The following is a 26092-nucleotide window of genomic DNA, read 5'->3' on the forward strand; positions in this document are numbered from 1 at the left end:
CCACCTCAGCCTTGTGAGATTCGGGAAAACAGCGCGCCTAAAATGGTGAGGCTTGAGCACCCGGAGTACAGAACAACGCCATTAGCAGGCCGTGAGAACCAGAATATCGAAGGCCTGGCAGTCTGATTCCGACATTTGCATCCCTCGGTTACAGGCCTTGGACAAATGTGGAACCAACAGGACCACTCGCAAGATTATGAAGCGAGTGGATTTTTCGAATTTGACGTTTGAAACAGCATTGGGGTTGGTCGAGATTCAAACGTCAAATTCAATCGACTAGTGATCGAGAGCCTTCACAATGCTTTCAACCATCTTCTTTGCATCAGCAAAGAGCATCATGGTGTTGTCGCGGAAGAACAGTTCGTTCTCAACGCCCGCATAGCCCGAGCCCATGCCACGCTTGATGAACAAAACCGTACCAGCCTTGTCGACATCGAGGATCGGCATACCGAAGATCGGCGACTGCGGATCGGTTTTAGCCGCCGGATTGGTCACGTCATTCGCGCCAATCACGAAAGCCACATCAGCCGTCGCAAATTCCGAATTGATGTCTTCAAGCTCGAACACTTCATCGTAAGGCACGTTGGCTTCCGCCAGCAGCACGTTCATATGACCTGGCATACGTCCGGCAACAGGGTGGATCGCATATTTGACTTCCACACCTTCAGCCTTCAGCTTGTCAGCCATTTCACGCAGCGCGTGCTGTGCTTGTGCCACCGCCATGCCGTAACCCGGCACGATGATAACCTTCGATGCATTTTTCATGATAAATGCAGCATCGTCCGCCGAACCCTGCTTGACCGGGCGTTGTTCGACTTCTCCATTGCCACCTGCAGCGGAAGTGTCACCACCGAACCCGCCGAGAATGACCGAGATAAACGAGCGGTTCATGCCCTTACACATGATGTAAGAGAGGATCGCACCGGAGGAACCGACCAGTGCACCGGTAATGATCAATGCCAGATTGCCCAGCGTGAAGCCGATACCTGCCGCAGCCCAGCCCGAATAGGAGTTGAGCATGGAGACGACAACCGGCATGTCCGCACCACCGATTGGCACGATGATCAGCACGCCGAAAACGAGCGACAGGATGACTATCAGCCAGAATACGAAATGGCTTTCGGTGTTCACCAGCACGGCGATCAGCAAAACAATCGCAATCGCGAGTGCCGCATTGATAAGGTGACGGCCCGGCAGCATGATCGGCTTACCCGACATACGGCCATCAAGCTTGAGAAAGGCGATGATCGAGCCAGTAAAGGTGATCGCGCCAATGGCAACGCCAAGCGACATCTCAATCAGGGCCTGCGCGTGAATCTGGCCTACTTCACCAATGTCAAAAGAATGCGGTGAGTAGATCGCAGCAGCCGCAACGAGAACCGCTGCAAGACCGATCAGCGAGTGAAAGCCTGCAACGAGCTGCGGCATCGCCGTCATGGCAATGCGACGCGCAATCACGGCGCCAATCCCGCCACCAATACCGATACCAAGAAGAATAAGGACCAGACCGCCGAAGCTTGGGCGGGCCAGCAACAATGTCGTCACAATAGCAATGGCCATACCGACCATGCCGAACGTGTTGCCCTGACGACTGGTCGTCGGATGCGACAGACCACGCAACGCCAGAATAAACAGCACGCCCGAGACGAGATAAAGAAAGGCTGCAACATTAATGCTCATGATGGTTCAGCCTCACTTTTCTTTTTTCTTGTACATGGCAAGCATGCGCTGGGTGACGAGAAAGCCACCAAAAATATTCACACTCGCAAGGATCAGCGCGATGAAGCCAAAGCCGGTGGCCCAACCACTCAGCGACAAGCCCACGGCCAGCAATGCGCCGACAACAATGACGGACGAAATAGCATTGGTAACGGCCATTAACGGGGTGTGAAGCGCAGGTGTCACCTGCCAGACGACGTAATATCCGACGAAGATCGACAGGATAAAAATCGCAAAGCGGAAAACAAACGGATCGACCACACCACCCGTTGCGGCATGTGCTGCAGCAGCTGCTGCATCCCCTAAACCAGCGGTGTTTTCGGCTGCCTGTCTTACGGCATTTGCCGCCTGATTGAGGCTCTCGAGAGCTTTTTCAAGTGCTGTATCGGCCATTATGCCTCTCCTCCATCAGCGGAAGTTTTTGCGGCTTTTGCGGGAGCTTTTTTGGTTGTCTTGCGGACTGGCTTTGCCGCTGCAGGTGCGGTTTCTTTTGCAGCCTCTGCCTGCACGGCAGGCGCCTTCACCTTCGGAGCTGTTTTTGGCTTGGCCACTTTTTCAACCATCGCTGCCACAGGAGCGACCTCGGCTTCCGCCTTGGCAAAAGCCGGATGCACAACCTTACCCTGATGGGTAAGCAGCGTTGCCTTCACAAGCTCTTCCTCTGGATCGAGTTTGAGAAGCTTGGCCTCCTTGTCGACCAGCGTTTCAAGGAATGCATAAAGGTTACGCGCATAAAGCTGCGAGGCAGTTGCTGCAATCCGACCCGGTACATTGAGATGTCCAACGATCTTCACGCCATTCACCTCGGCAACCTGACCGGCAATTGCACCTTCAACGTTGCCGCCGCGCTCAACTGCCAGATCAATCAACACCGAACCCGGACGCATGGCCGCAACCATTTCCTTGGTCACAAGCCGCGGAGCCGGACGGCCCGGAATAAGCGCTGTGGTAATGACGATATCCTGCTTGGCAATATGGTCCGCAACGAGTGCTGCCTGTTTTGCCTGATATTCCTTCGACATTTCCTTGGCGTAACCGCCAGAAGTTTCTGCGGCCTTGAATTCTTCATCCTCGACCGCGATGAACTTCGCGCCAAGTGAAGCCACCTGCTCTTTGGCAGCCGGACGCACGTCGGTCGCGGTCACGACGGCTCCGAGACGACGCGCGGTCGCAATAGCCTGAAGACCAGCAACACCCGCTCCCATGACAAATACGCGTGCAGCAGGAACGGTGCCCGCTGCCGTCATCATCATCGGCATGGCGCGATCGTAGGTCTCTGACGCGTCAATGACTGCCTGATAACCCGCGAGGTTAGCCTGCGATGACAACACGTCCATGACCTGCGCACGAGTAATGCGCGGCATGAATTCCATCGTGAATGCCGAAATTCCAGCCTTGCCCAGCGCTGCGACAGCATCTTCGTGCCCGTAAGGATCAAGCATCGCAAAGAGGGCTGTGCCCGATTTATACCCTTTAAGTTCAGCGTCGTTCGGACGGCGTACCTTGAGAATCACATCTGCCGCTTTGGCATCTGCCGCAGTTCCAATGCGCGCACCTGCACCCGAAAATTCGGTATCGATGATGCGTGATTTTTCGCCTGCGCCTTTTTCCACCACGACATCAAAGCCAAGCGCGATGAATTTCTTCACCGTCTCGGCAGATGCCGCAACGCGGGTCTCGTTGGGATCACTCTCTTTCGGAATGAATATAGTCTGGGCCAACTGGTTTCCCTTTCGTGGCTTGATCCGACCTTCCGGGCGGGCACAATTCAGAACCCCTGGGAAGAGGCTCCATCAAAGTCATTCGAGGCGTTTCGATCTCGTTGATTGAGATCTGCGCGTCTCAACTTTTTGTTCTCGCGCATCTTTTCAGAAAACCGTTTCACATTTTTCGGGATGCGCTCGAAGTAGACGACATGCATAAAGCCCCGGCACGGTGCGGGCTGCACCAATACCAAGGCATTCGATCCAATCGTGCGGATTATTGCTGGTTTAAATCCTTAGAGAAGGAACCAGGCAGCAACGCAGATAAGAAGGAAAAGAACGGTCGCGGAGAAGAAACCACCCGCGAAGAAGCCGAACGCCATGGCAGCCATAAGCGCAACGAGCGCTACTGTGCCCCATTTAAAAACGATCGTGAAACCCGCATAAGTTTTCTCATGCTCAGGATAATCCATCGACGCGCCAAGTTCAGCTGGGGCTGTATTGTGATGTTCTGCCATTTTTAGTTCCACCCATTGAGATATTTTGACTATTCTTAGCCAGAATATCCGCAATCTTCAACGCGCATGCAACCTTAACCGGAGTTAGCCTTTGGCTTTTGTACCCGGCTGTTTGTCGCAGCGCCCCTCCACTCCGCAAGTGGCCGCGTAGTGCGGCTCCTCCACTTACCTAACGGTAATTTTCAAAAAGTGCTACATCTAATTATTTAGAGCAACTTTCAAAAAGATTTAAAAGATCATCGGTAAGGATCATGCGTTTACGGCATAATCGCTAAAGGTAAAAACCTATTTTGAGATAAAGACATGCGAAACCAGCGAGTGTTGAAACGTATCGCATGAATAAGATAAAACGCGACACGTTTCAGGCATTTCCAACCAATCCGGACTACACGCCAAGCCCGGTATATTTAGCGGTCGGCAAGATAGTCAGCGGTCCAACCCCGTTCACCAAATTGCCAAACATGGCACGCCGTTCATGTGGCTGCGACTTGAAAAAAGGAAAACGGACAGCAACTGCATCACGAATATTGCGAACAGGTGCAGCGCCCAGGCCAACCTTGATGCCATAGCCTTCGTGCTCGCGAGCTTCTGCCATGACTGTTGTGCCAAAAATACGCTTGTAAAAAGCCATATGCTCCGGCTTGACGGAGGCTAGACACTGATCGGCCTCGAAATATTCGGACGCCATAGCCGCAATACGCAGGGTGACATAGGGAATGGCGGGGTATTCGCTCAGCAGCTCGGGGTCGGCTGCAAATCGCGTGGGGTCGACAAAGCTCATGCCGCTGTTCAGCAGCGGATCAAGAATATCGGGAAAAAGTGCGTAGCTTGTGCCACGGCGATGATCTGGCGTGATGTGATGAATACGCAGAGTACTGACCAATTGCCCATCAATATGGATGCCATAAACAAAGGCATGGCTGTCACGATCAATGTCATCAACGATTGATTGCACTTCTGCTTCATGCATCACATTGCGCGTACGATAGGACCGATAACGCAAGCGACCAATCTCTTCGAGATCTTCTGCATGCACAACACGACGATATTCTACCCGATCCAGAAACTGCAATAGCTGCCGCGCGAAATTGGATAGCGGCGGTTGCCCGCCGGAGACAGCTTCATTGGTCATTCAAATTGTATCCGCACCCATCAAATCAGCGCGCAGAATAAGGCGCTTTATGAGCGTGTAAAGGTATAAGTTGGAGTTTTTCTCACAGGCCGGTGATAGATAAACCTCTAACCCCATAAAGCGATGCTGCATGGAGACTTATTTTGGTTAGTCGTGCAGATTCCCAGCTGTTTAGAGCGCCGACCTGATTCTGTCAGATCGGTGCTTCTACCAGATCATTCTGATGCGCTCGATAGAAAGCTAGATCGCATTGGCCAAAGACTGAAATAAGCTAATTGTTTCATCTTTAACGGCCTGACCATCGACATTGTAATTGGCATAAGCAGACGTCTTGACGATCACAACACCTTTGACGGGATTGACATAGATGAACTGTCCGTAAATCCCCACACCGCAGAAGTCGCCTTGAGGCTCTGCAGGAATCCACCACTGATAGCCGTAGCCATAGGCTGTCTTTCCTGAAGGCATTTCTCGTCCGGGCATCAAATAAGGCTCATCCGGCGTCACAGAATCGTGCACCCATTGAGCAGGCACAATCTGTTCACCGCGATAATTGCGCCCTTCGTTCATATAGAGCAGCCCGAAGCGGGCATAATCGCGAAGAACTGCATTCAAGCCACCCGCAGCGACAACCTCACCTTGTGAATCAGCCAGCCAGTAAGCATCAGCCTCCGCTCCAAGCTTCGACCAAAGCCGATCACCGAAATATTTCTGAAACGGCACACCCGTCGCCCCTTCCAGAACCAGGGCGAGAACCTGCGTATCGGCAGAAACATATTGATTGACCGTTCCCTGAGGAACCTTGTTCTTCAAGTGCGCAGTGAAATCAACAACCGAGCCCGTCAGCATCTGCACGATATAACGTACAATATCCGAACTCAGATCTCCGTAGTTTTCATTGAAACCAATACCCGAAGACATTTGCAGGACGTTTTTAACAGTAACACCTTTGTAGCCGCCCTCTTTGAGCACAGGCGCATAGTGATCCACCGTTTCATCCAGCTTGATCTGTCCATCGTGAACAGCATTTCCGATCAAAAAAGAAACGAAGGATTTTGAAAGAGACATTGCAATGGATTGCGTCTTCTCAGTGTTACCCCGTGCATACTCTTCATGTACGATCACGCCGTCCTTGAGAACGATAAAGCCGGTCGTGTCCGTCCGTTCAAGAAAATCAGCAAGCTTACGTGTTTCGCCTTTGTAGACATAAGTCTCTGGCAGTGCCTGCTCGACTTTTGGCAGAGGACTAGCTTCATTGGGATGTGCAACGCGGACTGACGAGTAACGCTTGTAAAGATTGCGAAAATTTTCATCAATAACGTCTGGTTTAAATACCTGAGCATACTGATATACAGCCCAATATTCATGTATCTTCTTCCAAAAGATAGCTGAGCCAATGCCGATAACAATCACAAGGCATATAATTACATATAATAAATAACGAAAAAACCGCTTCATTCCTTCCCCTTTATTAAATTTTACTTATAAATGACATGCAGAAATAACTCTGCCCTTTTATGGCAGATGAATATGTTCAACTTTATTGCTTTAAAGAAAATAGCTAAAATTTGCCAAGATGAAATAGGGCGTCTATTCGATACACAGATCGTTTGGCACGATTGAGCACTTGCTCATGCAACCACTACAATATCGGCCCAAAAATCGGTTGCGATTTTTGGAAAGAGCGATGTGTAGATTAAATCAAGATAGAGCGACCTTTGTGCGCCTATGAGGGTGCATAGCGCTCTATCCGACAAATGTACGCCCACTCTCGTGGGGCACCACGGCCTTCGCCGAAGAAGATCGAATTTCAGCAGCCGGAACGGGTTTGCCTAAAAGATACCCTTGCACCAAATCAGCACCCGCTGCCACGCGTATTAGTGCCAGTTGCTCTTCCGTTTCAACACCCTCAACCGTCACGGCGAGCCCAAGCTCGTGCGAAAGCTGGGTCACACCACGCAGCAACATCAGCGAACGACGATCGCCAGTGATATCATGCACGAAAGAACGGTCGACCTTGACCTTGGTCAAGGGCAGACTGTTGAGATAGCTGAGACTGGAATAGCCCGTACCGAAATCATCCAGCGCAATATTGATCCCCGCATTTTTAAGGCGCTGTAGAACCAGAGAGGTCTGATTGCGATCAGCGATAATCGCACTTTCCGTCACCTCGACCTCAAGCTGTCGCGCTGGAAGACCTGATTTCTGCAAGGCATTGGCAATATCACGGGTGATATCGCTGTTCTTCAGATCAATGGCTGACAGATTGACCGAAACTCCGATCCGATCGCCCCATGTGCTGCAATCCAGACACGCCTGCTCAAGCATGAATCGTGTGATTTGCGAGATGATGCCAATTTCTTCTGCCAGCGGAATAAATTCGGCCGGCGGCACATGCCCGAGCTCCGCATGTTCCCAACGGGCCAATGCTTCATAGGCAACAACGCGCAGCGACTGCGCGCTGACAATCGGCTGATAAACAACCTTGATCTCTCGGTTTTCGATGGCCAGGCGCAAATCGGCCTTCAATTTCTGCCGCCCGCGATACTTGGTATCCATGGCGCTCACAAAAAGTGCCCATTGCTTGCCCTCTTCGCCCTTAGCTTCATAAAGCGCCAGATCGGCATTCATATGCATGCTGCCGACGTCACTTTTCTCAATGGTCTCAGTCGCCACACCGGCACTGATCTCAATGTGAACCTGATCTCCGTTAAGATCGTAGACGCCACTTGCAACCGAAATGACATGATCCATCACCGACGGCACTTCATGATCGCCGCGAAGATTGAAGACAAAAATAACGAACTCATCACCGCCAAATCGCGACGCAACATAACGTTGCGGATCGAGCGCATTGAGCCGTTCTGCAAAAAGGCGCAGGAATACGTCGCCGACGTGATGGCCAAGCGTATCGTTGACATGCTTGAAATGGTTGATGTCGATGACGATCAGGGCCGCGAGTGTATCCGGCTCCTGATGTGCCCGCAGGGAACGCACCATCGCTTCGAAATAATTGCGGTTCGGCAACCCGGTCAAACCGTCAAAGCGCGCCATATGCTGAATGCGCGCTTCGGATTCAACCCTCTGAGTCACATCTTCAAACATCAGCACAACACCCGCATTGGATGTCTGGTTGCCGATGCATTCAATGTAACGATTATCAGCCAGTTGCAGAATGTCGCGCGCTTTGCGTCCCGACAACAAATCCTGCATGCGCGTACGGATATTGTTGAGATCATTGTGCGGAAACAGGCCCTGCTTGGCGCAATACCGCAACAACACTTCCAATCTGCGTCCACGCAATTTGGTGTGCTCAGCGATCCTCAGCAACGCTTTGGTCTTGTGGTTGATGACGGCGATGCGCTGCTGCGCGTCGAACATCAAAAGGCCTTGCGGCATGTTGTTCAGCGCTGCATCGAAACGTCCTGCCACAATAGACAGTCGCCGCTTTCCCATGACCGCTGCAAAGAGAAACTCGCGAAGCCCGTTGGCCATCTGAATATTAGATAGGAAATATGGGATCAGCAGCAGACCGATCACAACATGAAACGGCGTTCCCGCGAGAATCAAGCCAGCCAGAACAGGGATAAGCGTGCAAGCCGACATCAAGATCACGGCTTTTGCCGACGCATAATTGCGCCCAACAATCGATACGACCGATGCCAGCAAAATGGTCAGGCTGGCGAGCTCAGCAAAAGAATCGCGCAAAATATAGCTTGAGAAAAAGCAGAGCATTCCAAGCGTCGCGCAAACCAGTGAGGCGCCGACCAGATAGCGTGCTTCCCATTTATCGAGATCTGTGTGGGACAGGCTGCCAAGCTTCGCCTGATCAAATTTATGCATGTCATAAAGGCGACCGAGCGCGACGACTGTAAAAAAGCTGGCAAATCCGAGAAAGCGCCAGTCAGCGGTTTTTACATAGATGACGACGCACGCCACGACATGGGCGAGCAAACCAAACCATAACGTTGTACGATTGCCGTAAAGCGCACGCAGAAACGATAGCCGCACATCGGCTGGTATCTCAGGTTGAAGGCTTCGCCACATCTCTTTGATTGTACCCCTTTCATAGGGGGTAATATGCCACCAATCACTTAAAAATACCTTTCGTAAAACTAAACCACAAGCTGTTATTACAACTACCATAAGATGTAATCAGATTATTATTAAGCAAACTACGATCGGTACAACCCATACTCAACAATACAACTCTAAGATCTCAAACCCCATCCTTCCGTTTATTTGAAACGTGCCAAAACCCATGTAGCGAGCGGACTTTGATCCACTATTATGAAGTCCAGTCTCACCACAATGTCTCACGAAGACTGAATACAACTCGAAACAAAGCACATTTGATAGTGGAAAACCCACCCTGGAGAGCACTGAACGGAGAAACTATCGGAATCCCGTCGTCTTTTCCCGTCATGACGATACAGATCTTTAAATATGATGGCCGCCATCAACAGTAATCACTGATCCCGTCATGTAACGACTGGCATCTGATGCCAGCATCAAAACCACGCCATCGAGATCCTGCATTTCCCCAAGCCGTCGCATTGGATTGCGCCCTTTGAAATATTCGCCCGCGGGGCCTGACAGCTGGCTCTCATTGATTCGCGTCGGAAACCACCCCGGAGCGATGGCATTGACACGAATATCGTGGGACGCCCATTCAAGCGCCAACGCGCGCGTCATTTGGCTCACACAGGCTTTGGACATGGCATACGCTGCTGTACCCCTTTGCGGCCTTTCAGCAAGAATACTGGTCGTATTGACGATCACTCCGCTCTGGCTTCGCCCGATCATCCGGCGCGCCATTTCCTGCGCGGTAAAAAAAGAACCACCAACATTCACGTCGAAGATATGTTCAAGCATATCGCGGGTTGTGTCGAGCGCACGCGCCACATGGGCGACACCCGCATTATTGAATAGGACGTTGATCGGCCCCAGACGCTGCTCCGCGTCATCAAATGCAGTTTTAACTTCATCGGGATTCGTCACATCTGCCATGAGTTCCAGCACCTCTCCGCCAGACGGACAGAGTATTGCGCCTTCGTGGCTGCGAGAAATTGAGATAACTCGCGCTCCATGGCGTGCCAATACGCGCACCATATGCAAACCCAAGCCGGAAGAACCTCCGGTCACGGCAATCACCTTGCCTGCGACAGAAAAAATCTGATCGTCAGCCATATATCCCCCCGACTGCCAATTTCCTTTATATATCTAGAGCAACATCACGTTTATGTGAACCTAAAAAACTTCGTGAAATATCGCTAATAGATTGAATTTGACGTTTAAATTGCGTCCGGCATCGATGATGCTCCAAATATCAAATTCGAAAACTCCGCCAGATCGACAGTGCAGACAGACAATGCAGATATGTTGCACGTCCGTGATAAGCTGGGTGATTGCGCGGGGCGGCGCAGCATTCTACAACTCCGAAAGAACGCCATTCGCTGGATTGTAATCGACCATGCCAAAACCTATCCGCCCTCTCATCGCAGTGCCCACGGACGTAAAGCCGTTTGAAAACTACACATGGCACGCGGCACCCGAGCAATATCTCGCAGCAGCGGTCGATGTAGCAGAGGTCACGCCTCTTCTCGTGCCAAGCTTTGGAGAGAAGATGGACACGGATACGATTTTGGACGGCGTGGATGGTTTGCTCGTCACTGGCTCAAAGTCGAACGTCAATCCCGAGCTTTATGGCGTAGAGCCAAGTGCTGCCTTCGAGCCTTATGACAATGCTCGCGATGCAACATCGATACCGCTGATCCGGGCAGCGATAGAAAAGGGTGTTCCAGTTCTGGCAATCTGCCGTGGCCTTCAGGAGCTGAATGTGGCTTTAGGCGGCACTCTGGCCACCGAGATTCAGGAACTCGAAGGACGGATGGATCACCGCGCACCGGTATCTGAAAGTCAGGCCGAGCGCTTTGCCATTCAGCATCCCGTGAAAATCGCACCGAATTCCTGTCTTGCTGAAATCCTGAAATCCGACAGCGTGAAGGTCAACTCCGTCCATCGTCAGGCAATCGACAGACTGGCTCCAGAATTGGAGATCGAAGCGACTGCCGAGGACGGTACAATCGAAGCCGTATCCGTGAAAAATGCCAAAGGCTTTATTGTGGGTGTACAGTGGCACCCGGAATATTGGGTGCAGACCGACGGCCCGTCGCAAAAAATCTTCAAAGCCTTTGGCGATGCGGTGCGTGCGCATAAGGCTCAGCGCAAGGCCTGAGCCAATCTGAGACACTCAAATTGGCTCTGTTTGTTTCAGCGCATTATCCTTGCGCAAAGCCATTTCGGGCATTTGCAGGCAATGCTTTAAATCAGGCTTTCTTTATCTTCGCGGTTTCCGGCACGGGCGTGAGTGCTTCGCCCTTGTCGAACCATGAAATGAGATTGTCGATGACAAGATCGGCCATACCCTGACGGGTTTTCTCGGAAGCCGACCCAATATGCGGAAGCAATACTGTGTTGGGCGCATCAAGCAGCGTTTGCGGTATGTGCGGTTCATTCGCAAAAACGTCGAGACCAGCGGCGGCAATCGTGCCATTGGTCAAAGCCGCTGCAAGCGCATCTTCGTCAACAACCGAACCACGGCCGATATTGATCAAAACACCTTCCGGGCCAAGAGCGCTCAACACTGCAGCATTGACCGCCTTTGCAGTCTCGGCGCCGCCAGGTGCTACCAGAATGAGCGTGTCGACTGCCTTGGCAAGTTCAAGCAGACTTGGATAGTAATCATAGCTCACATCATCTGATTTACGGCGATTGTGATAGGCAATTGGTAGCCCGAATGCTTCAACGCGATGTGCTACCGCCTTACCAATGCGCCCAAGGCCAAAAATGCCGACCGTGCGGCCGCGCAGAGACAGCTTGGAAAGCGGGTAGCGCCCCTCCTTCGCCCAGTTTCCGGCACGCAGAAACTCCTGTGACTTAGACAATTCACGGACAGTGTCGATCAGCAGACCGATCGTTGTGTCGGCAACTTCTTCGGTCAGCACATCCGGGGTGTTCGTAACCATGACGCTCCTGGTCACGGCATGTTTCGCATCAACTGCGTCATAACCGACGCCAAAATTTCCAATGATCTCAAGATTTGGCAGCGCGTCGATCAACGCAGCATTGACGGTCGACATGCTTGCAATGCCTTTGACGTCTTCCGCCCAGCTTGCATCCACAAGTGTTGCATCTCCCTTGGGGATGCGCTTGACCTTGAACTCCCCCGAGAGCCTCTGCACGGCATAATCGTTGAAATTACCAAGCACCAGAATGGTTGCCTCGCGTTGGGTCATGGCAGCTTTCCTCATTTCAAGCAGAATCCATCGAGGCGACCGAAACCGCCCCTATCAGGACAGGATCATGGATGTTTCGGTTTTGACGTGGATTGCCGGATATGCAGTTCCGGTTTGATGAGTTCCTGGTTTGATGAAACTTCAACGCCGTTCAACTGATCAAGAAGCGCTCGCGCAGCCCGACGCCCGACTTCACGCTGACCATTCCAGACCGTTGTGAGCGCAGGCGTTGCAATCGCCGCCTCCTCAAGATCGTCATAGCCGGTGACAGAAATATCTTCGCCCGGCACAAGACCTGCACGTGAGATACCGTTCATCAAGCCAATTGCGGTCAGATCGTTCCAGCAGACGGCGGCAGTCGGCTTATCTTTCAACGCAAGAAACTGCGGCGCGACTTCAAAGCCACCCTGCTTCGTACGCGGACCTGAAATGCGCCATTCCGGGTTTACTTCAAGCCCGGCCTTATCCATTGCCTGCACATAACCGCGATAACGATCGCGGCCTGTTGAGGTCTGGTCTGTACCACCGATCATGGCAATGCGTGTGTGCCCGAGCGAAATGAGATGATTGGTCGCAAGCCCGATACCATAGGCATCATCGCCCCGGAAAACCGGCGCATGAACACCCTCAACACTACGCGCAATCAACACGACCGGAAGGCCGTTATCTTCAGCGAGCTGAATATCTTCCGGCGGCGTGCCAATGGCCGGCGACATGATGACGCCATCTGCACCAAGCTGCAGCAGCGTATCCATAAAGGTACGCTGTTTTTCCAGCTGGTCGTAATGGTTTGAAAGAATGAAGGTCTGACGCGAACGATCCAGCTCTGTTTCAATCGACCGCAGAATCTCGGCGAAGAACGGGTTCATAATATCATGCACAACAACGCCTACGATCCCGGAACGGGAAGTGCGCAGGCTCGCCGCTCTCCGATTATAGATATAACCGATGGTGCGGGCATGTTCTTTGATTTTTTCGCGCGTCTGGTCGGCGACAAGAGGACTGTCGCGCAATGCCAGCGAAACGGTGGCCGTCGAAACACCAAGCGCATCTGCGATGGTTGAAAGCTTGATTTTCTGAGCCAAGTCGCCTCCCCGAAATGGTCTTGCCACAGTCGAAACAGGATGGCATCGACCAGACAATCAGAGGAGCGGCCATCCCACCTTGCAGATGGTTATGCCATTGCAATCATTGAATTGAAAGTTTTTTCAGCGCGTCTTAACGACCATGCACCTATTCCACATCATCGTCATCAACAACTTCCTTGTCCAACTCGTCAGAAAGACGTGCTGCACCGCGCGCCGCAAGATTGCTTTCCATGCGTCCGAGCATCTTCAGGAAAGCCTTGCGTTCCTTCTTGTCGAGACCTTTCAGCATGTCCTTTTCCGTCTTGCGAATGGACTTTTCAATGACCTTGATTGCTTCGACCCCTTGTGGCGTCAGAAAGACGTGGGACTGACGCTGGTCTGTTTCCGAAGCTCGCTTGACGACAAAGCCCTGACTTTGCAGGCGCGTAATGGTTTTGGTAATCGTTGGAGGACGAACACCCAAACGCTGAGCGAGAATGCCGGGAGGCAGGCCATCTTCCGAGGCGAGCTGAAGCATCACCGCATCCTGACCAGCATAGAGCCCCAACTCCAGAAGACGTGTTGCCAACACTGTCCGTGTGAGACGCGCCACCGATTGCAACCGGTACAGCATCACAGCCTTATTGTCCTTACTCATCGCCACCTCGCCCTTGTTGCGACTTTAGTTTGTCGCTGGATCGACATTGTCACACATATTTATAAAGTAAAATATTGTCCGACTTATGAAATAACAAACATGCGTCCAGTAAATATGACTGTAATGATCAGTTTGGTGAAAATTGTATGACACCAGCAATGGCGACACACTCTTTTGCAATCTTCAATTTTGATTGTTGGGTCTTAATGAAACTCTTCGCGGTTTAACAAAGTATGGGCTTAGGTTGCGGTCGTAGCCCACTGGCGTTAGGCTTCAAATTCGAAGCGCATCCCGAAAAGTGGGAACCGGTTTTCGGTCAAGATGCGCGGTAAGCCAATATTTTAGAGGACCGATCTGGTTCAATCAGATCGAAACCTGCTCTAAATGAAATAGAATGAGGGAAACATGACAAATCTGCGCGACCAGAACAGTGACATGATTGTCGTCCTGCCACTCGGCGCTCACGAGCAACATGGCCCCCATCTGCCATTTGAAACAGATACGATCATCGCGGAAGGCATTGTTGCGCGCGTCAACGAGGCCCTGCCAGCCGATCTGAATGTTAATTTTCTGCCTGCACAACCCGTCGGCTATTCCATTGAACACATGGATATCGAAGGCACACAAAGCCTTGCATTTTCAGAAGCCGTCAATCAATGGATCGGCATGGGTGAAAACCTTCATGCGGGCGGCATCCGCAAACTGGTTATGCTCAATGCCCACGGCGGCAACGCACCGCTGATGACCATTGTCGCAACCGAACTGCGTGCACGTCTCGACATGCTGGCAGTGGCGACAAGCTGGACCCGTTTCGGCATGCCGGAAGGACTTATTACACCAGAGGATAAGGCACTCGATATTCATGGCGGCTTTATCGAAACATCCGTCATGCTGGCATTGCGCCCTGATCTCGTTGACATGTCAAAAGCTGCGGGTTTTTCCAACGCGCAATCTGACTTCGCGAAACAATTCAAGTATTTGCGCGCCTATGGCCCTCATGCTTTCGGCTGGAAAATGAACGATCTCAATACGCAAGGCGTTGCCGGGAATGCGGCCGCTGCCACAGCAGAGGCCGGCGAAAAGATCCTCGCACATGCGGTCAAAGGCTTCATAGAACTTCTGCACGACGTCGATCAGTTTGATCTCGCTCGCTTCTCGTCCAAACAATTAGCGAGAACGTGATTGGGACAGATGTAATAATATAGCATTGCATATAGCATTCACCGGCACCTTCCCTTATATGAAATACCCGATCTGAAGCCTCGGTGGCGCGTGTTTGCGCGAGCACCAAAAAGGCAGCAACTTCAAGAGGCATGAACAATGAGCCAGGCAGAAGCCCACACTGAGGACAAGTCGACCGCAGAAGCTGCCCGCATTCCCGTTACCGTCCTGACCGGATATCTGGGCTCGGGTAAAACGACGCTTCTCAACCGCATCCTCACCGAAAATCACGGCAAGCGTTATGCAGTCATCGTCAACGAATTCGGCGAGATTGGCATTGATAACGATCTGATCGTCGAATCAGATGAAGAAATCTACGAAATGAACAATGGCTGCATATGCTGCACCGTGCGCGGAGACTTGATCCGCGTTGTGCAAGGCCTCATGCGCCGTCCGGGCCGTTTCGACGCTATCATCGTTGAAACCACGGGCCTTGCTGATCCTGTTCCTGTCGCACAGACCTTCTTCATGGATGACGATGTGCGCGCCAAGACCGGCCTTGATGCTGTTGTAGCACTCGTAGATGCCAAGCATTTGCCGCTGCGTCTGAAAGACAGCCGCGAAGCTGAAGACCAGATCGCGTTTGCCGACGTGGTTCTGATCAACAAAACCGATCTCGTGACGCCGGAAGAACTGGCCGTTGTCGAGGCGACCGTGCGCGCCATCAATCCCCATGCTATCATTCACCGCACCGAACGCGCTTCTATCCCGCTCGATCGTGTCCTTGATCGCGGTGCCTTCGACTTGAAGCGCGCGCTCGACAATGATCCGCACTTTCTTGATCACGATCACCCGGATCATGTCTGCGGCCCTGATTGCGATCATGACCACGGGCATGATCACCATCATCATGGTCACGATCACCACCATGATCATGACCATACCTGTGGCCCGGACTGCAATCACGATCATGGGCATAATCACGAGCACGATCACGGACATGACCATGGGCACCATCATCATGCGTCGCCGATCCATGACGTGACGGTGACGTCTGTTTCGCTTCGCACTGGTGAAATCGATCCGGCCAAGTTCTTCCCCTGGATCCAGAACATCACGCAGACACAGGGTCCCAACATTCTGCGTCTCAAGGGCATCATTGCATTCAAGGATGATCCCGACCGTTATGTGGTTCAGGGCGTTCACATGATCATCGAAGGTGATCACCAGCGCGCCTGGAAACCGGAAGAAAAGCACGAAAGCCGTCTTGTCTTCATCGGACGCGAGCTTAATGCAGCCGAACTTAAAGCCGGTTTTGAAAACTGCCAGTCAAACTAAAATTGGACGCTGATGCCTACAGTTGCCCCGCTCGACCTTGATGGTCATTGCCTTTTTACCCGCTTTATCGGCGGCGTTCCCTTCTTTGCTCTGGCCGATGGAACCATCCATCGGCTGGACAATGGCCACCAAACCAGCACTGCTCATGACGGCCTTCTCAGCGCAAAGCTGACTGTCGATGGCAAAGCATTGCTAACCGGCGGCGAAGACGGTCGCGTTTGCCAGACTGCAGCCGACGGAACCGTTACCGAACTGGCCAAAATCCCCCGCAAATGGATAACAGCGGTTGCAAGCGGCCCCGGTGGAACCGTTGGGTTCGCTTCCGGGCGAATGGCATGGGTCCGCACGTCCAATGGCAACGTGCAGGAATTTGTACAGGAACGCAGCGTCGAGGGCATCGCGTTTGCGCCGAAGGGCCAACGTCTGGCAATCGCACGCTATAATGGTGCAACATTGATATGGACCGGCACCGAAGCGAAGCCTGTTGAATTGGAGTGGAAAGGCGCACATATCGACGTCATTTTCTCCCCTGACGGCCGCTTCCTGGTCACATCGATGCAAGAAAATGCACTGCACGGCTGGCGTCTGGAAGACACCAAGCACATGCGCATGACGGGCTATCCGGCAAAGGTCAAAGACTGGTCCTGGAGCGTTAAGGCCAAATGGCTGGCGACGTCCGGCGCACCGGCTGCAATTGTCTGGCCATTTGCTGGCAAGGACGGCCCTATGGGCAAAGCACCGCTCGAACTGGGCCTGCGTGCTGACAGCATGGTAACGTCGGTCGCCTGCCATCCGGTCGAAGACATTACAGCTATTGGCTATAATGACGGTATGGTTCTTCTCGTGCGCTTCTCGGACCAGAAGGAAGTTCTTCTGCGTCGTCCCGGTAAAGGTGCGATTTCCAGCATGGGCTGGGACGATCAGGGCAGCCGTCTGGCATTCGGGTCTGAAACAGGTGACTGTGGCGTCATCGACATGACAACAGCCTGACCCGTTTAAACGAACTAAAAAAAGGGCCCCGGTTGGGGCCTTTTTTATTTTGATTATTTGGCTTTCATCGTGACGGTTGGTCCGCCGTCCGGCCCAAGCGATGCAACCCATTGGCTAATCGCAGCCGCATCTTTCTCACCGAGCATATGATCAGCCTCGATTGTACGGGCATCTACCTTCGCACCGCCAGAGCGCAGCAAGGCCGACAAAGCTGGTGCGAAAGGCGAATACAGCTTGTCTTCCTGACCCGTAATCGTCAACACACGCGTTTTTCCGAGATTGGCAACGGACACATTGTCCAGAACCGGCATGGAGCGCATCAGAATCGCGCGCTTGACCAGATCAGGGTGCAACATCATGGTGGCGGCCAGCAGATTGGCACCGTTGGAATAACCGACAAAGGTTGCATGCGAAAGATCGAGATCCTTCTCTTCGGCCAGTCGCGTCAGGGATGTGACGAACGCATTGGCCTCAAGCTTCACGTCCTTCTGGTCGAACTTGACCGGGGTGATACGCTTGTACCAGCGCGTACCGCCATCCTGCATCACCCGGCCACGAATACCCAAAAGCGTTGCACGGGGCCATATTTTGGATGCGAGCGGTACGAGGCTTGCTTCATTGCCGCCAGAACCATGCAGGAGAACGATCAGTTCGTTAGAAGCGTTTTCTGGCTTATAGAAGCGATAAATGAACCGCTTGCTGCGCGAAAAATTCTGTTCCGGAGTTGTTTCTGCATCCATCTTCTTGTCGCGCATCGTTACGCCCTCGCCGAGCTGGGGAGAGCCTGTTTCATTTTTCATTGAGGCAGAGATACCGTTCAAAGCCATACCCTCGGCCTTGCCCACGACCTTTACGGGCACGAGTTGGCCTTCCGCAGAAGCGGCGCCTGTTGTTGCTGCAAACGCCATCATGATGGCGGCTATAAACGTCTTCTTTACCATAAGCTCAACTTGCCACTGATATGTTAACGAAGGTTTTAGGCAGCTCCACCCGGGTTCTTAAGACCCCTGCCGGCTCGATGAATGTATTGCTCTAAACAGCAGAGTTTTAGCGAGAATGTGGCGGAGCACACGAAAAATTACGCGATGTTACAATTCTGTTACAGCACCTCAAATCCATCAACAAAGCGTGAGCCATAAATGGGCGGCAAATTATTCATGATTTTGACGCCTTTAGGCGGAGAAATAGGCTATGATTGCGACGAACGGATTTCAAAACGATGACCAACGTTAAATTTAACCGCTTCTCGCCTGCCCGACTGAATGCTGATGAGGTGACGCCGCGCGCGTTCTACCTCAGGCGTCGTGAATTCATGGCCGGAATCGGCGCGCTGGCAGCCACAGGGCTTGCCTCCGCCGCATTCGCTGACCCGCTCAAAGGGAAAGCTTCGTCTTATACAGTCGATGAAAAACTTACGCCCAAAGAGGCTGTCACGACCTACAATAATTTCTATGAGTTCGGCACAGACAAGAGCGACCCGGCTTCCAATTCCGGCGACTTCAAACCTTTGCCATGGCGCCTGAAAATCGACGGCCTCGTCAAAGAGCCAAAGGAATTCGACATTCGGGATCTGATCGCCAAAATGCCTCTTGAAGAACGCGTATATCGTATGCGTTGCGTTGAGGCATGGTCGATGGTCATCCCATGGATTGGCTTTCAGCTGGCAAGCCTGCTTGCCCAGGTCGAGCCGCTCGGCTCTGCAAAATACATTGCCTTTACCGGCGTCGTTCGTCCCGAAGAAATGCCCGGTCAGAAAGGGTTGTTTCAGGTCCTGAATTGGCCCTATGTCGAAGGGCTTCGTTTAGACGAAGCGATGCACCCACTCACTATTCTGTCTGTCGGGCTTTATGGCGAAACGCTCCCTAATGCGAATGGCGCACCGATCCGGCTGGTTGTTCCATGGAAATATGGCTTCAAGGGCATTAAATCGATCACCAGGATCAGTTTTGTCGAGAAACAGCCACCAACATCATGGCAACAGCAAGCTGCCAATGAATATGGCTTCTATGCAAATGTGAACCCGGCCGTGGATCACCCGCGCTGGAGTCAGGCCACAGAGCGCAGGATCGGTGAAGGCAGCTTCTTTGGTTCCAGCCGTCGCCCTACTCTGCCTTTTAATGGCTATGCTGAGGAGGTTGCATCGCTTTATACCGGCATGGACCTGCAGAAGAATTACTGACATGGCCGTCGCCAAATCCAAATCTGCACGGATCAACGGATTGAAGGTCTGGGGCGTTTATGCCTTGGGCCTTCTTCCCGCCTTGTGGGCATTCTACCTCGGCGCAACCGATCAGCTCGGTGCAGACCCCGTCAAAAGCTTTGAGCATACACTCGGTCTTTGGGCGTTGCGCTTTCTTATCCTGACACTACTCGTAACACCTATCCGCGATGTCGCCGGCATCAGCCTGCTGCGTTATCGACGTGCGCTTGGCCTGCTCGCCTTCTATTATGTGTTGATGCATTTTACCGTTTATATGGTTCTGGATCAGGCTCTCAGCATTTCAGCGGTCATTACAGATATCGTCCGCAGACCGTTCATCACCATAGGCATGATCAGTCTGGCTCTTCTGGTGCCTTTGGCATTGACCTCCAACAATTGGTCCATTCGTAAACTCGGTCGGCGCTGGGTTACGCTGCACAAACTCGTCTATGTCGCCATTGCCGGCGGTGCGATACATTTTCTGATGTCTGTGAAAAGCTGGCCTGCTGAGCCAATAATCTACGCAACCATTGTAACGGCACTACTTTTATGGCGCGTTGCACGGCCCTTTGCCAAAGGAAGCAAACAAGTAAAGGGTCCTCGCGGGGCGGCTGTAATGTTAAAGAAGTAAGATACAACTTCCTTGTTTTTATAAAGTCTAATCTATCAGATAAAATGCCTTTCCCGCAGGATAGGCGATGACATTCCAATGCAAATCATGTCAGTATCGCTACAACTTCGGCAAATGAAGCGCCAGGCGAGTACGGGATGTCCATGTCTTCTATCTTGAAATCAAAACCCGTTCGTATCGCAGGCAAACTGGTCTTCGTCTTATTCGTTATCATCTTTGCAATCTGGGCCAGCTTCGCGATGTGGTTCCAGCTTCCTTTCGGCAATGCGGTACGCGGATCGATCATTGCTGCCTGGCTGTTCATCGCGGTTTGGGTGATTGCAGGCGAACGCCAATTCTCTTGTCTGCGCAAGAGGTTTTTCTTCTGTCTGCTTGCTCTCCTGTTCCTCGGCTGGTGGGCAACCATACGCCCTTCGCTTGATCGCATCTGGGCCCCCGAAGTGGCACGCACCGTCACAGGCAAGGTGGCTGGTGATCAGGTCACTCTTTTCAACGTCCGGGATTTCGACTGGCGAACAACGGCAGACTTCACACAAGTCTGGAAAGACGAAACTTACGACCTCAGCAAAATAACCTCCGTCGATGTTTATCTGTCTTATTGGGCGGGACCGGCAATTGCCCACACGCTTCTGTCATTTGGCTTTGAAGATGGACGGCATGTCGTGTTTTCCGGCGAAATTCGCAAAGAGCATCACGAAGTCTATTCTTCGATCGGAGGTTTCTTCCGCGAATTCGAGCTGGCAATGATTGCAGCCGAAGAAAGCGACATCGTTTTCCTTCGTACAAATGTGCGGAAAGAAAATGTCTTCCGTTATCGCGTGAACCTGCCTCCGGCAGATGCGCGCGAGTTATTTCTCTCTTATGTCGAACTCGGAAACAAACTGGCGTCCAAGCCCAAGTTCTATAATACGCTCAGCGCCAATTGCACGACGATCATTTTCACTATGGCGCGCCTGCTTGACCCGACATTCCCCTTCGATTACCGCATCCTCTTGTCCGGCTATCTGCCAGGCTATCTCTATGACCATGGCTGGCTCGAAAACAATGGCACGCTTGAAGAGATAGAGAAGCGCGCATCCATCGATGACAAAGCACAGGCAGGTGGTCGCGAAGGTTACTCAGAGCGGATACGCCAATAAAAAACCCCGCTTGCGCGGGGTTTCTGATCAGCACACGCAATCAATCAGATTGCAGCAGTGATAATGATTTCGACTTTGTAATCAGGCGTCGCGAGAGCGGCTTCACCGGTCGCACGCGCTGGCGTGTTGGCAGTATCGACCCAACCATCCCAGACAGCGTTCATTTCGGCGAAGTCCTTCATGTCTGCAAGCCAGATGATCGCCTGCAGGATCTTCGACTTATCCGAACCAGCAGCGGCAAGAAGACGATCAACTTCAGCCAACACAGCCTTGGTCTGATCGGTCACGCTTGCGCCCGGAGTGCCAACCTGGCCAGCGAGATAAACGGTATTGCCGTGAACAACGGCCTGGCTCATACGTGGTCCGACTTCGATACGACGGATGCTCATGGTGAACTCCTCTCATGACTGCTGCGGAAACGGTCCCGCATTTAAAATGTTGCGCATCCTTATTAAAGCCCCTGCCTGCTTTGGCAATGCCTGATCGCTGCATGAAGTGCACAATTCCATTGAAATGCCCATCTGCGCATTACTCGCGTCTTGTAAAGTGTAGTGATATGTTGCGCCCAAATGGGATGGAGAAATCATGACCAAAGACAGCTCCGTGAATGCAGACGAAGACAAAAAGCCTTCGCAACTGATTGATGCCCGGATCGTGGAACTTGCAGACTGGCGTGGTGAAACACTTGCGAAGGTCAGGGCAATCATCCGACTGACTGATCCGGAGATCGTTGAAGAATGGAAATGGCGCGGTGTGCCGGTCTGGTCGCATACGGGCATTATCTGTACCGGCGAGACGTATAAAAGCGTCGTAAAGCTGACCTTTGCCAAAGGCGCGTCTCTTGAAGATCCTTCCGCACTTTTTAACTCAAGCCTCGAAGGCAATATGAGAAGAGCCATCGATATTCGCGAGGGTGAAACTATCAATGAGGATGCTTTGAAAGCGCTCGTCCGCGCTGCCATCGTGCTCAACAAGGCGAAGCCACCCCGTCGATAAAAGCGGATCCCTGATCTTACATAGTGGTTTTCGGGATATGCTCGAAAACGGGCAATCAGACTGGCGCTGCGGCTATATTCAGCTCTGATCACATGTTTGCGTGGAATGCCCCTGTGGCAATTGACTCTTGATGCCCCTGCTCTTATAAGCCGCACCACGTTCGCCCGCACGGGTCAATGGATAGTTTGTGCTGTCCGATCCGCGAAGGAATGAACTAGCTCCTGTTCAATAGACAGAACCAAGAAGGGCCGCACACCGCGGTATTAAATAAATGAAGCGCACTTTTCAGCCATCAAACATCGTCCGCAAGCGTCGTCACGGCTTCCGTGCACGCATGGCAACTGCCGGCGGTCGCAAGGTTCTTGCTGCTCGCCGTTCGCGCGGTCGCAAGCGGCTTTCCGCTTAATCTTTCCCCGCGCGACCAGCGCGGTGGATAAAGATATGAAAAAGCAGAAACAAATACTCCGCCTTCGCAAGAGAGCGGAGTTTTTGTCTGTAAGGAATGGTGAAAAACGGCGTGGTCCACTGTTTCTTCTCGAGGTCCGAAAACGGTCTGAAGAAGAATCTGAAGCTGCCAAAATCGGCGAAAAACCCCGCGCAGGCTTCACTGTCACCAAGAAAAACGGCAATGCAGTGATACGAAATCGTATCCGACGCAGGTTGCGAGAAGCGGTTCGTTGTCACGTGGGGAGTGACATGGCGGCTTCGACCGACTATGTGATCGTAGCACGCGAGCAAGCACTCACTGCGCCCTTTTCGCAATTGACCGCAGAACTCTCCAAACGCTTAAAAGCTACGGATGGGCGGCGGGACGAAAAGAAACGCCGAACGGAAAGACCGGAATCAGGACCCGTCAATGGAAAATAATCGTAATTTCTTCATCACCATTGCCCTGTCCATCCTCGTATTAACGCTGTGGCAAGTATTCTATCTGGGACCGAAAACGGAAGCCCAGCGGGAGCAGACACGCATTGAGGAGCAGCAGCGCCAGACCCAGCAAGCAACCCAAAGCGGTTCACAGGCCGGTTCGCAAGGTGGTGCGCAGGGTGACACTCCACAAATGCCCGGCACGTCCGGCGCAATACCCGGCCAGAGCGATGGCATCACTGCAGGCGGCGCATTGACCCGCGAAGCCGCTGCAGCCCAGTCGCCACGTGTAGAGATCGACACAGCTTCGCTACGCGGTTCGATTAACCTGACCGGCGCACGCCTTGATGATCTCTATCTCAAGAAGTATCACGAGACTGTTGACGACAAGTCCCCGGAAATCGAACTGCTCGCACCATCGGCTCTCAAGCAAGGCTATTTCATTGAACTCGGCTTCACGGGCAACGAAACAACCGGTGAAGTTCCTGGCCCGAGCACCGTCTGGACGGTTGAAGGCAACAACAAGCTGACCGCTTCGACGCCGGTTACGCTGACCTACACCAACGACAAGAACATCACGTTCAAGCGCGTCATCTCAATTGACGATGCTTATATGTTTGAAGTCGATGACACCGTTACCAACAACACTGGCGTGCCAATCTCGCTTGCTTCCTATGGCCGTGTAACGCGCTTCAATCAGCCAGAACATGCCAGCGCAACCTATGTTCTTCATGAAGGCCTCATCGGCGTCATGGGACAGGACGGCCTTCAGGAAATCAAGTATTCCAAGGTCGAAGACGACAAGGACATTTCGTTCAAGGACGTGACAGGCGGCTGGGTCGGCATCACCGACAAATATTGGGCAGCAACGCTGGTTCCGCCGCAGAACGAAAAGTTCACTGCACGTTTCTCGCACTTCACCAATGATCGTCCGCGCTACCAGTCGGATTTCCTCAGTGCACCGATCACGGTTGCTGCGGGTGAAGCCAGCACCATCAAGAACCATGTTTTCGCTGGTGCCAAGGTCGTTTCAGACATCAAGAACTACGAAGAAAAGCTCGGCATCAAGCAGTTTGAACTGTTGATCGACTGGGGTTGGTTCTACTTCATCACCAAGCCGATGTTCTACCTCATCGACTGGATCTATAAATTCTCCGGCAATTTCGGCGTCGCCATTCTGGTGGTCACCGTTCTGCTCAAAGCCCTGTTCTTCCCACTCGCCAACAAATCCTACAAATCCATGGCGCGTATGAAGCTGGTACAGCCGAAGATGACTGAAATCCGCGAAAAATATGCGGATGACAAGATGAAGCAGCAGCAGGAAATGATGCAGCTTTACAAGCAGGAAAAGATCAATCCGCTAGCAGGCTGTTGGCCGGTCCTGGTTCAGATTCCCGTGTTCTTCGCGCTCTATAAGGTTCTCTACGTTACCATCGAAATGCGTCATGCGCCGTTCTTTGGATGGATTCAGGATCTTGCGGCACCAGATCCAACATCGATCTTCAACCTGTTCGGCCTCCTGCCTTTCGCAGTGCCGGCATTCCTGATGATCGGCGTATGGCCGCTGATCATGGGTGTCACCATGTTCCTGCAGATGCGCATGAACCCGACGCCTCCGGATCCAACACAGGCGATGATCTTCACCTGGATGCCAATCATCTTCACCTTCATGCTGGCATCGTTCCCAGCAGGTCTCGTCATCTACTGGGCATGGAACAACACGCTGTCCATCACCCAGCAGGCCATGATCATGAAGCGTCAGGGCGTTAAGATTGAGCTTTTTGATAATTTGAAAGATGTCTTTAAGCGAAAGCCGAAAGACGTTAAAAAGTAAAAAGACAAAAAGCCCCGCAGATGCGGGGCTTTTTTTGTGCTCGTTGATCCTGAGCGGTTGACAATGCGACGCGTAACATTGATGCGTGTATTCTTTAGAGTACACGATCAGGAAGACCACATTGAGCGATCAGGACAAAAAGCAGGCAGCAGCCCAGTTAGCAGCAGATGCGACCCGCGCGGCACACGCAGCTTTGGTCGAAGAAGGGCGCTTGCTCTTCAAGAAGTCGTGGATATTCATCCGTGGCGTGCCTTCGATGAAATTCCTGCCACCGGAAGGCCCGGTTGAAGTGGCTTTTGCTGGCCGCTCGAATGTCGGAAAATCTTCGCTCATCAATGCGATTGTCGGCAAGAAAGCCCTCGCCCGCACATCCAACACACCGGGTCGCACACAGGAACTCAACTACTTTGTACCTGATGGCTATTCCGGCGAGAATGGCGACCTGCCACCGCTCGCGCTTGTCGACATGCCGGGCTATGGCTTTGCTGAAGCACCTAAGTCTCACGTCGATGCATGGACGCGCCTCGTATTCGATTATCTGCGCGGCCGCACCACGCTGAAGCGTGTCTATCTGCTGATCGATTCCCGCCACGGCATCAAGAAAAACGATGCCGAGGTGCTCGACCTGCTCGACAAGGCCGCTGTCTCCTATCAGATCGTGCTGACCAAGATTGATAAGATCAAGGCTGCAGGCATTCCGCGTCTGATGGAAGAAACCCATGCGCTTACAAAAAAGCGTGCAGCCTGCTTCCCCGGCATCATCACAACCTCGTCGGAAAAAGGCCTCGGTCTGGATGAGCTGCGCGCCGCTATTGCGCTGGTTGCGAAAGAATAGACATTT

General features: G+C 52.5%; 25 protein-coding genes. 12 read left to right on the forward strand and 13 right to left on the reverse strand.

Features of this window, described 5'->3' with window-relative positions; genetic code table 11:
- Positions 1–276 precede the first annotated feature (276 nt).
- From CEV32_RS15135 to CEV32_RS15170, 8 genes are all read right to left on the reverse strand, one after another.
- On the reverse strand, positions 277–1680 hold the full coding sequence (locus tag CEV32_RS15135) for an NAD(P)(+) transhydrogenase (Re/Si-specific) subunit beta (RefSeq protein ID WP_094577965.1): 1404 nt from the start codon (positions 1678–1680) through the stop codon (positions 277–279).
- A 12-nt stretch (positions 1681–1692) separates the two neighbouring features.
- Positions 1693–2112, reverse strand: a complete 420-nt coding sequence (locus tag CEV32_RS15140) for an NAD(P) transhydrogenase subunit alpha (protein ID WP_094577966.1) — start codon at positions 2110–2112, stop codon at positions 1693–1695.
- Positions 2112–3440, reverse strand: a complete 1329-nt coding sequence (locus CEV32_RS15145; RefSeq protein ID WP_094577967.1) for a Re/Si-specific NAD(P)(+) transhydrogenase subunit alpha — start codon at positions 3438–3440, stop codon at positions 2112–2114. Before CEV32_RS15145 ends, CEV32_RS15140 begins: the two co-directional genes overlap by 1 nt.
- A 278-nt stretch (positions 3441–3718) precedes the next feature.
- On the reverse strand, positions 3719–3940 hold the full coding sequence (locus tag CEV32_RS15150; protein ID WP_094577968.1) for an aa3-type cytochrome c oxidase subunit IV: 222 nt from the start codon (positions 3938–3940) through the stop codon (positions 3719–3721).
- A 385-nt stretch (positions 3941–4325) separates the two neighbouring features.
- A complete protein-coding gene (locus CEV32_RS15155; protein WP_094577969.1) occupies positions 4326–5072 on the reverse strand; it encodes an N-acyl amino acid synthase FeeM domain-containing protein in 747 nt (248 codons plus the stop codon).
- A gap of 240 nt (positions 5073–5312) precedes the next feature.
- Positions 5313–6530: a serine hydrolase domain-containing protein gene (locus tag CEV32_RS15160; RefSeq protein WP_094577970.1), complete on the reverse strand. Its 1218-nt coding sequence runs from the start codon at positions 6528–6530 to the stop codon at positions 5313–5315.
- 288 nt (positions 6531–6818) lie between these two features.
- Complete coding sequence (locus CEV32_RS15165; RefSeq protein WP_094577971.1) at positions 6819–9119, reverse strand: putative bifunctional diguanylate cyclase/phosphodiesterase; 2301 nt, start codon at positions 9117–9119, stop codon at positions 6819–6821.
- Positions 9120–9512: 393 nt separating this feature from the next.
- Positions 9513–10262: an SDR family NAD(P)-dependent oxidoreductase gene (locus tag CEV32_RS15170; RefSeq protein ID WP_094577972.1), complete on the reverse strand. Its 750-nt coding sequence runs from the start codon at positions 10260–10262 to the stop codon at positions 9513–9515.
- A gap of 283 nt (positions 10263–10545) precedes the next feature.
- Here CEV32_RS15170 and CEV32_RS15175 point away from each other — a divergent pair, with 283 nt between their 5' ends.
- Positions 10546–11310, forward strand: a complete 765-nt coding sequence (locus CEV32_RS15175; RefSeq protein ID WP_094577973.1) for a gamma-glutamyl-gamma-aminobutyrate hydrolase family protein — start codon at positions 10546–10548, stop codon at positions 11308–11310.
- Between the two features lie 91 nt (positions 11311–11401).
- Here CEV32_RS15175 and CEV32_RS15180 read toward each other — a convergent pair whose 3' ends face one another.
- The 3 genes from CEV32_RS15180 to CEV32_RS15190 form a co-directional block, all read right to left on the reverse strand.
- On the reverse strand, positions 11402–12370 hold the full coding sequence (locus CEV32_RS15180; protein WP_094577974.1) for a 2-hydroxyacid dehydrogenase: 969 nt from the start codon (positions 12368–12370) through the stop codon (positions 11402–11404).
- Between the two features lie 65 nt (positions 12371–12435).
- Positions 12436–13455, reverse strand: coding sequence for a LacI family DNA-binding transcriptional regulator (locus CEV32_RS15185; protein ID WP_094577975.1), 1020 nt, complete (start codon positions 13453–13455; stop codon positions 12436–12438).
- A gap of 148 nt (positions 13456–13603) precedes the next feature.
- Positions 13604–14095, reverse strand: a complete 492-nt coding sequence (locus CEV32_RS15190) for a MarR family winged helix-turn-helix transcriptional regulator (RefSeq protein ID WP_094577976.1) — start codon at positions 14093–14095, stop codon at positions 13604–13606.
- A gap of 405 nt (positions 14096–14500) precedes the next feature.
- On the opposite strand from CEV32_RS15190, the gene CEV32_RS15195 reads away from it, so the two are divergent.
- From CEV32_RS15195 to CEV32_RS15205, 3 genes are all read left to right on the forward strand, one after another.
- Positions 14501–15277 (forward strand): creatininase family protein, encoded by a 777-nt coding sequence (locus CEV32_RS15195; protein WP_094577977.1) that lies wholly within the window; start codon positions 14501–14503, stop codon positions 15275–15277.
- Between the two features lie 138 nt (positions 15278–15415).
- Positions 15416–16594: a CobW family GTP-binding protein gene (locus tag CEV32_RS15200; RefSeq protein WP_094577978.1), complete on the forward strand. Its 1179-nt coding sequence runs from the start codon at positions 15416–15418 to the stop codon at positions 16592–16594.
- Between the two features lie 12 nt (positions 16595–16606).
- Positions 16607–17584 (forward strand): WD40 repeat domain-containing protein, encoded by a 978-nt coding sequence (locus CEV32_RS15205; RefSeq protein WP_094577979.1) that lies wholly within the window; start codon positions 16607–16609, stop codon positions 17582–17584.
- Between the two features lie 53 nt (positions 17585–17637).
- Here the strand turns inward: CEV32_RS15205 and CEV32_RS15210 are convergent, their stop codons facing one another.
- Entirely contained in the window at positions 17638–18495 is an 858-nt protein-coding gene (locus CEV32_RS15210) for an alpha/beta hydrolase (protein WP_235818837.1), read from the reverse strand.
- 308 nt (positions 18496–18803) lie between these two features.
- Here CEV32_RS15210 and msrP point away from each other — a divergent pair, with 308 nt between their 5' ends.
- The 3 genes from msrP (at position 18804) to CEV32_RS15225 (ending at position 21554) form a co-directional block, all read left to right on the forward strand.
- Positions 18804–19763, forward strand: coding sequence for a protein-methionine-sulfoxide reductase catalytic subunit MsrP (gene msrP / locus CEV32_RS15215; RefSeq protein WP_094577981.1), 960 nt, complete (start codon positions 18804–18806; stop codon positions 19761–19763).
- Position 19764: 1 nt separating this feature from the next.
- Complete coding sequence (gene msrQ, locus CEV32_RS15220; protein ID WP_094577982.1) at positions 19765–20415, forward strand: protein-methionine-sulfoxide reductase heme-binding subunit MsrQ; 651 nt, start codon at positions 19765–19767, stop codon at positions 20413–20415.
- Positions 20416–20558: 143 nt separating this feature from the next.
- Positions 20559–21554 carry an Lnb N-terminal periplasmic domain-containing protein gene (locus CEV32_RS15225; protein WP_208620858.1) on the forward strand — a complete coding sequence of 332 codons (996 nt, stop codon included), beginning with the start codon at positions 20559–20561 and terminating at the stop codon, positions 21552–21554.
- A gap of 44 nt (positions 21555–21598) precedes the next feature.
- On the opposite strand, the gene CEV32_RS15230 is transcribed toward CEV32_RS15225, so the two are convergent.
- Positions 21599–21943: a RidA family protein gene (locus tag CEV32_RS15230; RefSeq protein WP_094577984.1), complete on the reverse strand. Its 345-nt coding sequence runs from the start codon at positions 21941–21943 to the stop codon at positions 21599–21601.
- A 196-nt stretch (positions 21944–22139) separates the two neighbouring features.
- Between CEV32_RS15230 and CEV32_RS15235 the strand changes: the two genes are divergently transcribed.
- The 5 genes from CEV32_RS15235 (at position 22140) to yihA (ending at position 26086) form a co-directional block, all read left to right on the forward strand.
- A complete protein-coding gene (locus CEV32_RS15235; protein WP_094577985.1) occupies positions 22140–22550 on the forward strand; it encodes a DUF1801 domain-containing protein in 411 nt (136 codons plus the stop codon).
- A gap of 271 nt (positions 22551–22821) precedes the next feature.
- Complete coding sequence (gene rpmH, locus CEV32_RS15240; RefSeq protein ID WP_094540207.1) at positions 22822–22956, forward strand: 50S ribosomal protein L34; 135 nt, start codon at positions 22822–22824, stop codon at positions 22954–22956.
- Between the two features lie 35 nt (positions 22957–22991).
- Positions 22992–23417, forward strand: a complete 426-nt coding sequence (rnpA, locus tag CEV32_RS15245) for a ribonuclease P protein component (RefSeq protein ID WP_094577986.1) — start codon at positions 22992–22994, stop codon at positions 23415–23417.
- Positions 23407–25251: a membrane protein insertase YidC gene (yidC, locus tag CEV32_RS15250; protein ID WP_094577987.1), complete on the forward strand. Its 1845-nt coding sequence runs from the start codon at positions 23407–23409 to the stop codon at positions 25249–25251. The genes rnpA and yidC overlap by 11 nt, the downstream gene beginning before the upstream one ends.
- A gap of 121 nt (positions 25252–25372) precedes the next feature.
- Positions 25373–26086, forward strand: coding sequence for a ribosome biogenesis GTP-binding protein YihA/YsxC (gene yihA, locus CEV32_RS15255; protein WP_094577988.1), 714 nt, complete (start codon positions 25373–25375; stop codon positions 26084–26086).
- Positions 26087–26092 lie beyond the last annotated feature (6 nt).

It is taken from the genome of Brucella rhizosphaerae, assembly GCF_002252475.1.
Classification (GTDB): domain Bacteria; phylum Pseudomonadota; class Alphaproteobacteria; order Rhizobiales; family Rhizobiaceae; genus Brucella; species Brucella rhizosphaerae.

Excerpts from the sequence above, each read along its gene's own strand:
- yidC (WP_094577987.1), top strand. The coding sequence starts at position 23,407 with ATGGAAAATAATCGTAATTTCTTCATCACCATTGCCCTGTCCATCCTC.
- CEV32_RS15205 (WP_094577979.1), top strand. The coding sequence starts at position 16,607 with ATGCCTACAGTTGCCCCGCTCGACCTTGATGGTCATTGCCTTTTTACC.
- rpmH (WP_094540207.1), top strand. The coding sequence starts at position 22,822 with ATGAAGCGCACTTTTCAGCCATCAAACATCGTCCGCAAGCGTCGTCAC.
- CEV32_RS15195 (WP_094577977.1), top strand. The coding sequence starts at position 14,501 with ATGACAAATCTGCGCGACCAGAACAGTGACATGATTGTCGTCCTGCCA.
- CEV32_RS15230 (WP_094577984.1), bottom strand. The coding sequence starts at position 21,943 with ATGAGCATCCGTCGTATCGAAGTCGGACCACGTATGAGCCAGGCCGTT.
- CEV32_RS15175 (WP_094577973.1), top strand. The coding sequence starts at position 10,546 with ATGCCAAAACCTATCCGCCCTCTCATCGCAGTGCCCACGGACGTAAAG.
- CEV32_RS15135 (WP_094577965.1), bottom strand. The coding sequence starts at position 1,680 with ATGAGCATTAATGTTGCAGCCTTTCTTTATCTCGTCTCGGGCGTGCTG.
- CEV32_RS15140 (WP_094577966.1), bottom strand. The coding sequence starts at position 2,112 with ATGGCCGATACAGCACTTGAAAAAGCTCTCGAGAGCCTCAATCAGGCG.
- CEV32_RS15165 (WP_094577971.1), bottom strand. The coding sequence starts at position 9,119 with ATGTGGCGAAGCCTTCAACCTGAGATACCAGCCGATGTGCGGCTATCG.
- msrQ (WP_094577982.1), top strand. The coding sequence starts at position 19,765 with ATGGCCGTCGCCAAATCCAAATCTGCACGGATCAACGGATTGAAGGTC.
- CEV32_RS15160 (WP_094577970.1), bottom strand. The coding sequence starts at position 6,530 with ATGAAGCGGTTTTTTCGTTATTTATTATATGTAATTATATGCCTTGTG.
- CEV32_RS15155 (WP_094577969.1), bottom strand. The coding sequence starts at position 5,072 with ATGACCAATGAAGCTGTCTCCGGCGGGCAACCGCCGCTATCCAATTTC.
- CEV32_RS15180 (WP_094577974.1), bottom strand. The coding sequence starts at position 12,370 with ATGACCCAACGCGAGGCAACCATTCTGGTGCTTGGTAATTTCAACGAT.
- CEV32_RS15200 (WP_094577978.1), top strand. The coding sequence starts at position 15,416 with ATGAGCCAGGCAGAAGCCCACACTGAGGACAAGTCGACCGCAGAAGCT.
- CEV32_RS15225 (WP_208620858.1), top strand. The coding sequence starts at position 20,559 with ATGTCTTCTATCTTGAAATCAAAACCCGTTCGTATCGCAGGCAAACTG.
- CEV32_RS15150 (WP_094577968.1), bottom strand. The coding sequence starts at position 3,940 with ATGGCAGAACATCACAATACAGCCCCAGCTGAACTTGGCGCGTCGATG.
- rnpA (WP_094577986.1), top strand. The coding sequence starts at position 22,992 with ATGAAAAAGCAGAAACAAATACTCCGCCTTCGCAAGAGAGCGGAGTTT.
- CEV32_RS15170 (WP_094577972.1), bottom strand. The coding sequence starts at position 10,262 with ATGGCTGACGATCAGATTTTTTCTGTCGCAGGCAAGGTGATTGCCGTG.
- msrP (WP_094577981.1), top strand. The coding sequence starts at position 18,804 with ATGACCAACGTTAAATTTAACCGCTTCTCGCCTGCCCGACTGAATGCT.
- CEV32_RS15235 (WP_094577985.1), top strand. The coding sequence starts at position 22,140 with ATGACCAAAGACAGCTCCGTGAATGCAGACGAAGACAAAAAGCCTTCG.
- CEV32_RS15210 (WP_235818837.1), bottom strand. The coding sequence starts at position 18,495 with ATGATGGCGTTTGCAGCAACAACAGGCGCCGCTTCTGCGGAAGGCCAA.
- CEV32_RS15190 (WP_094577976.1), bottom strand. The coding sequence starts at position 14,095 with ATGAGTAAGGACAATAAGGCTGTGATGCTGTACCGGTTGCAATCGGTG.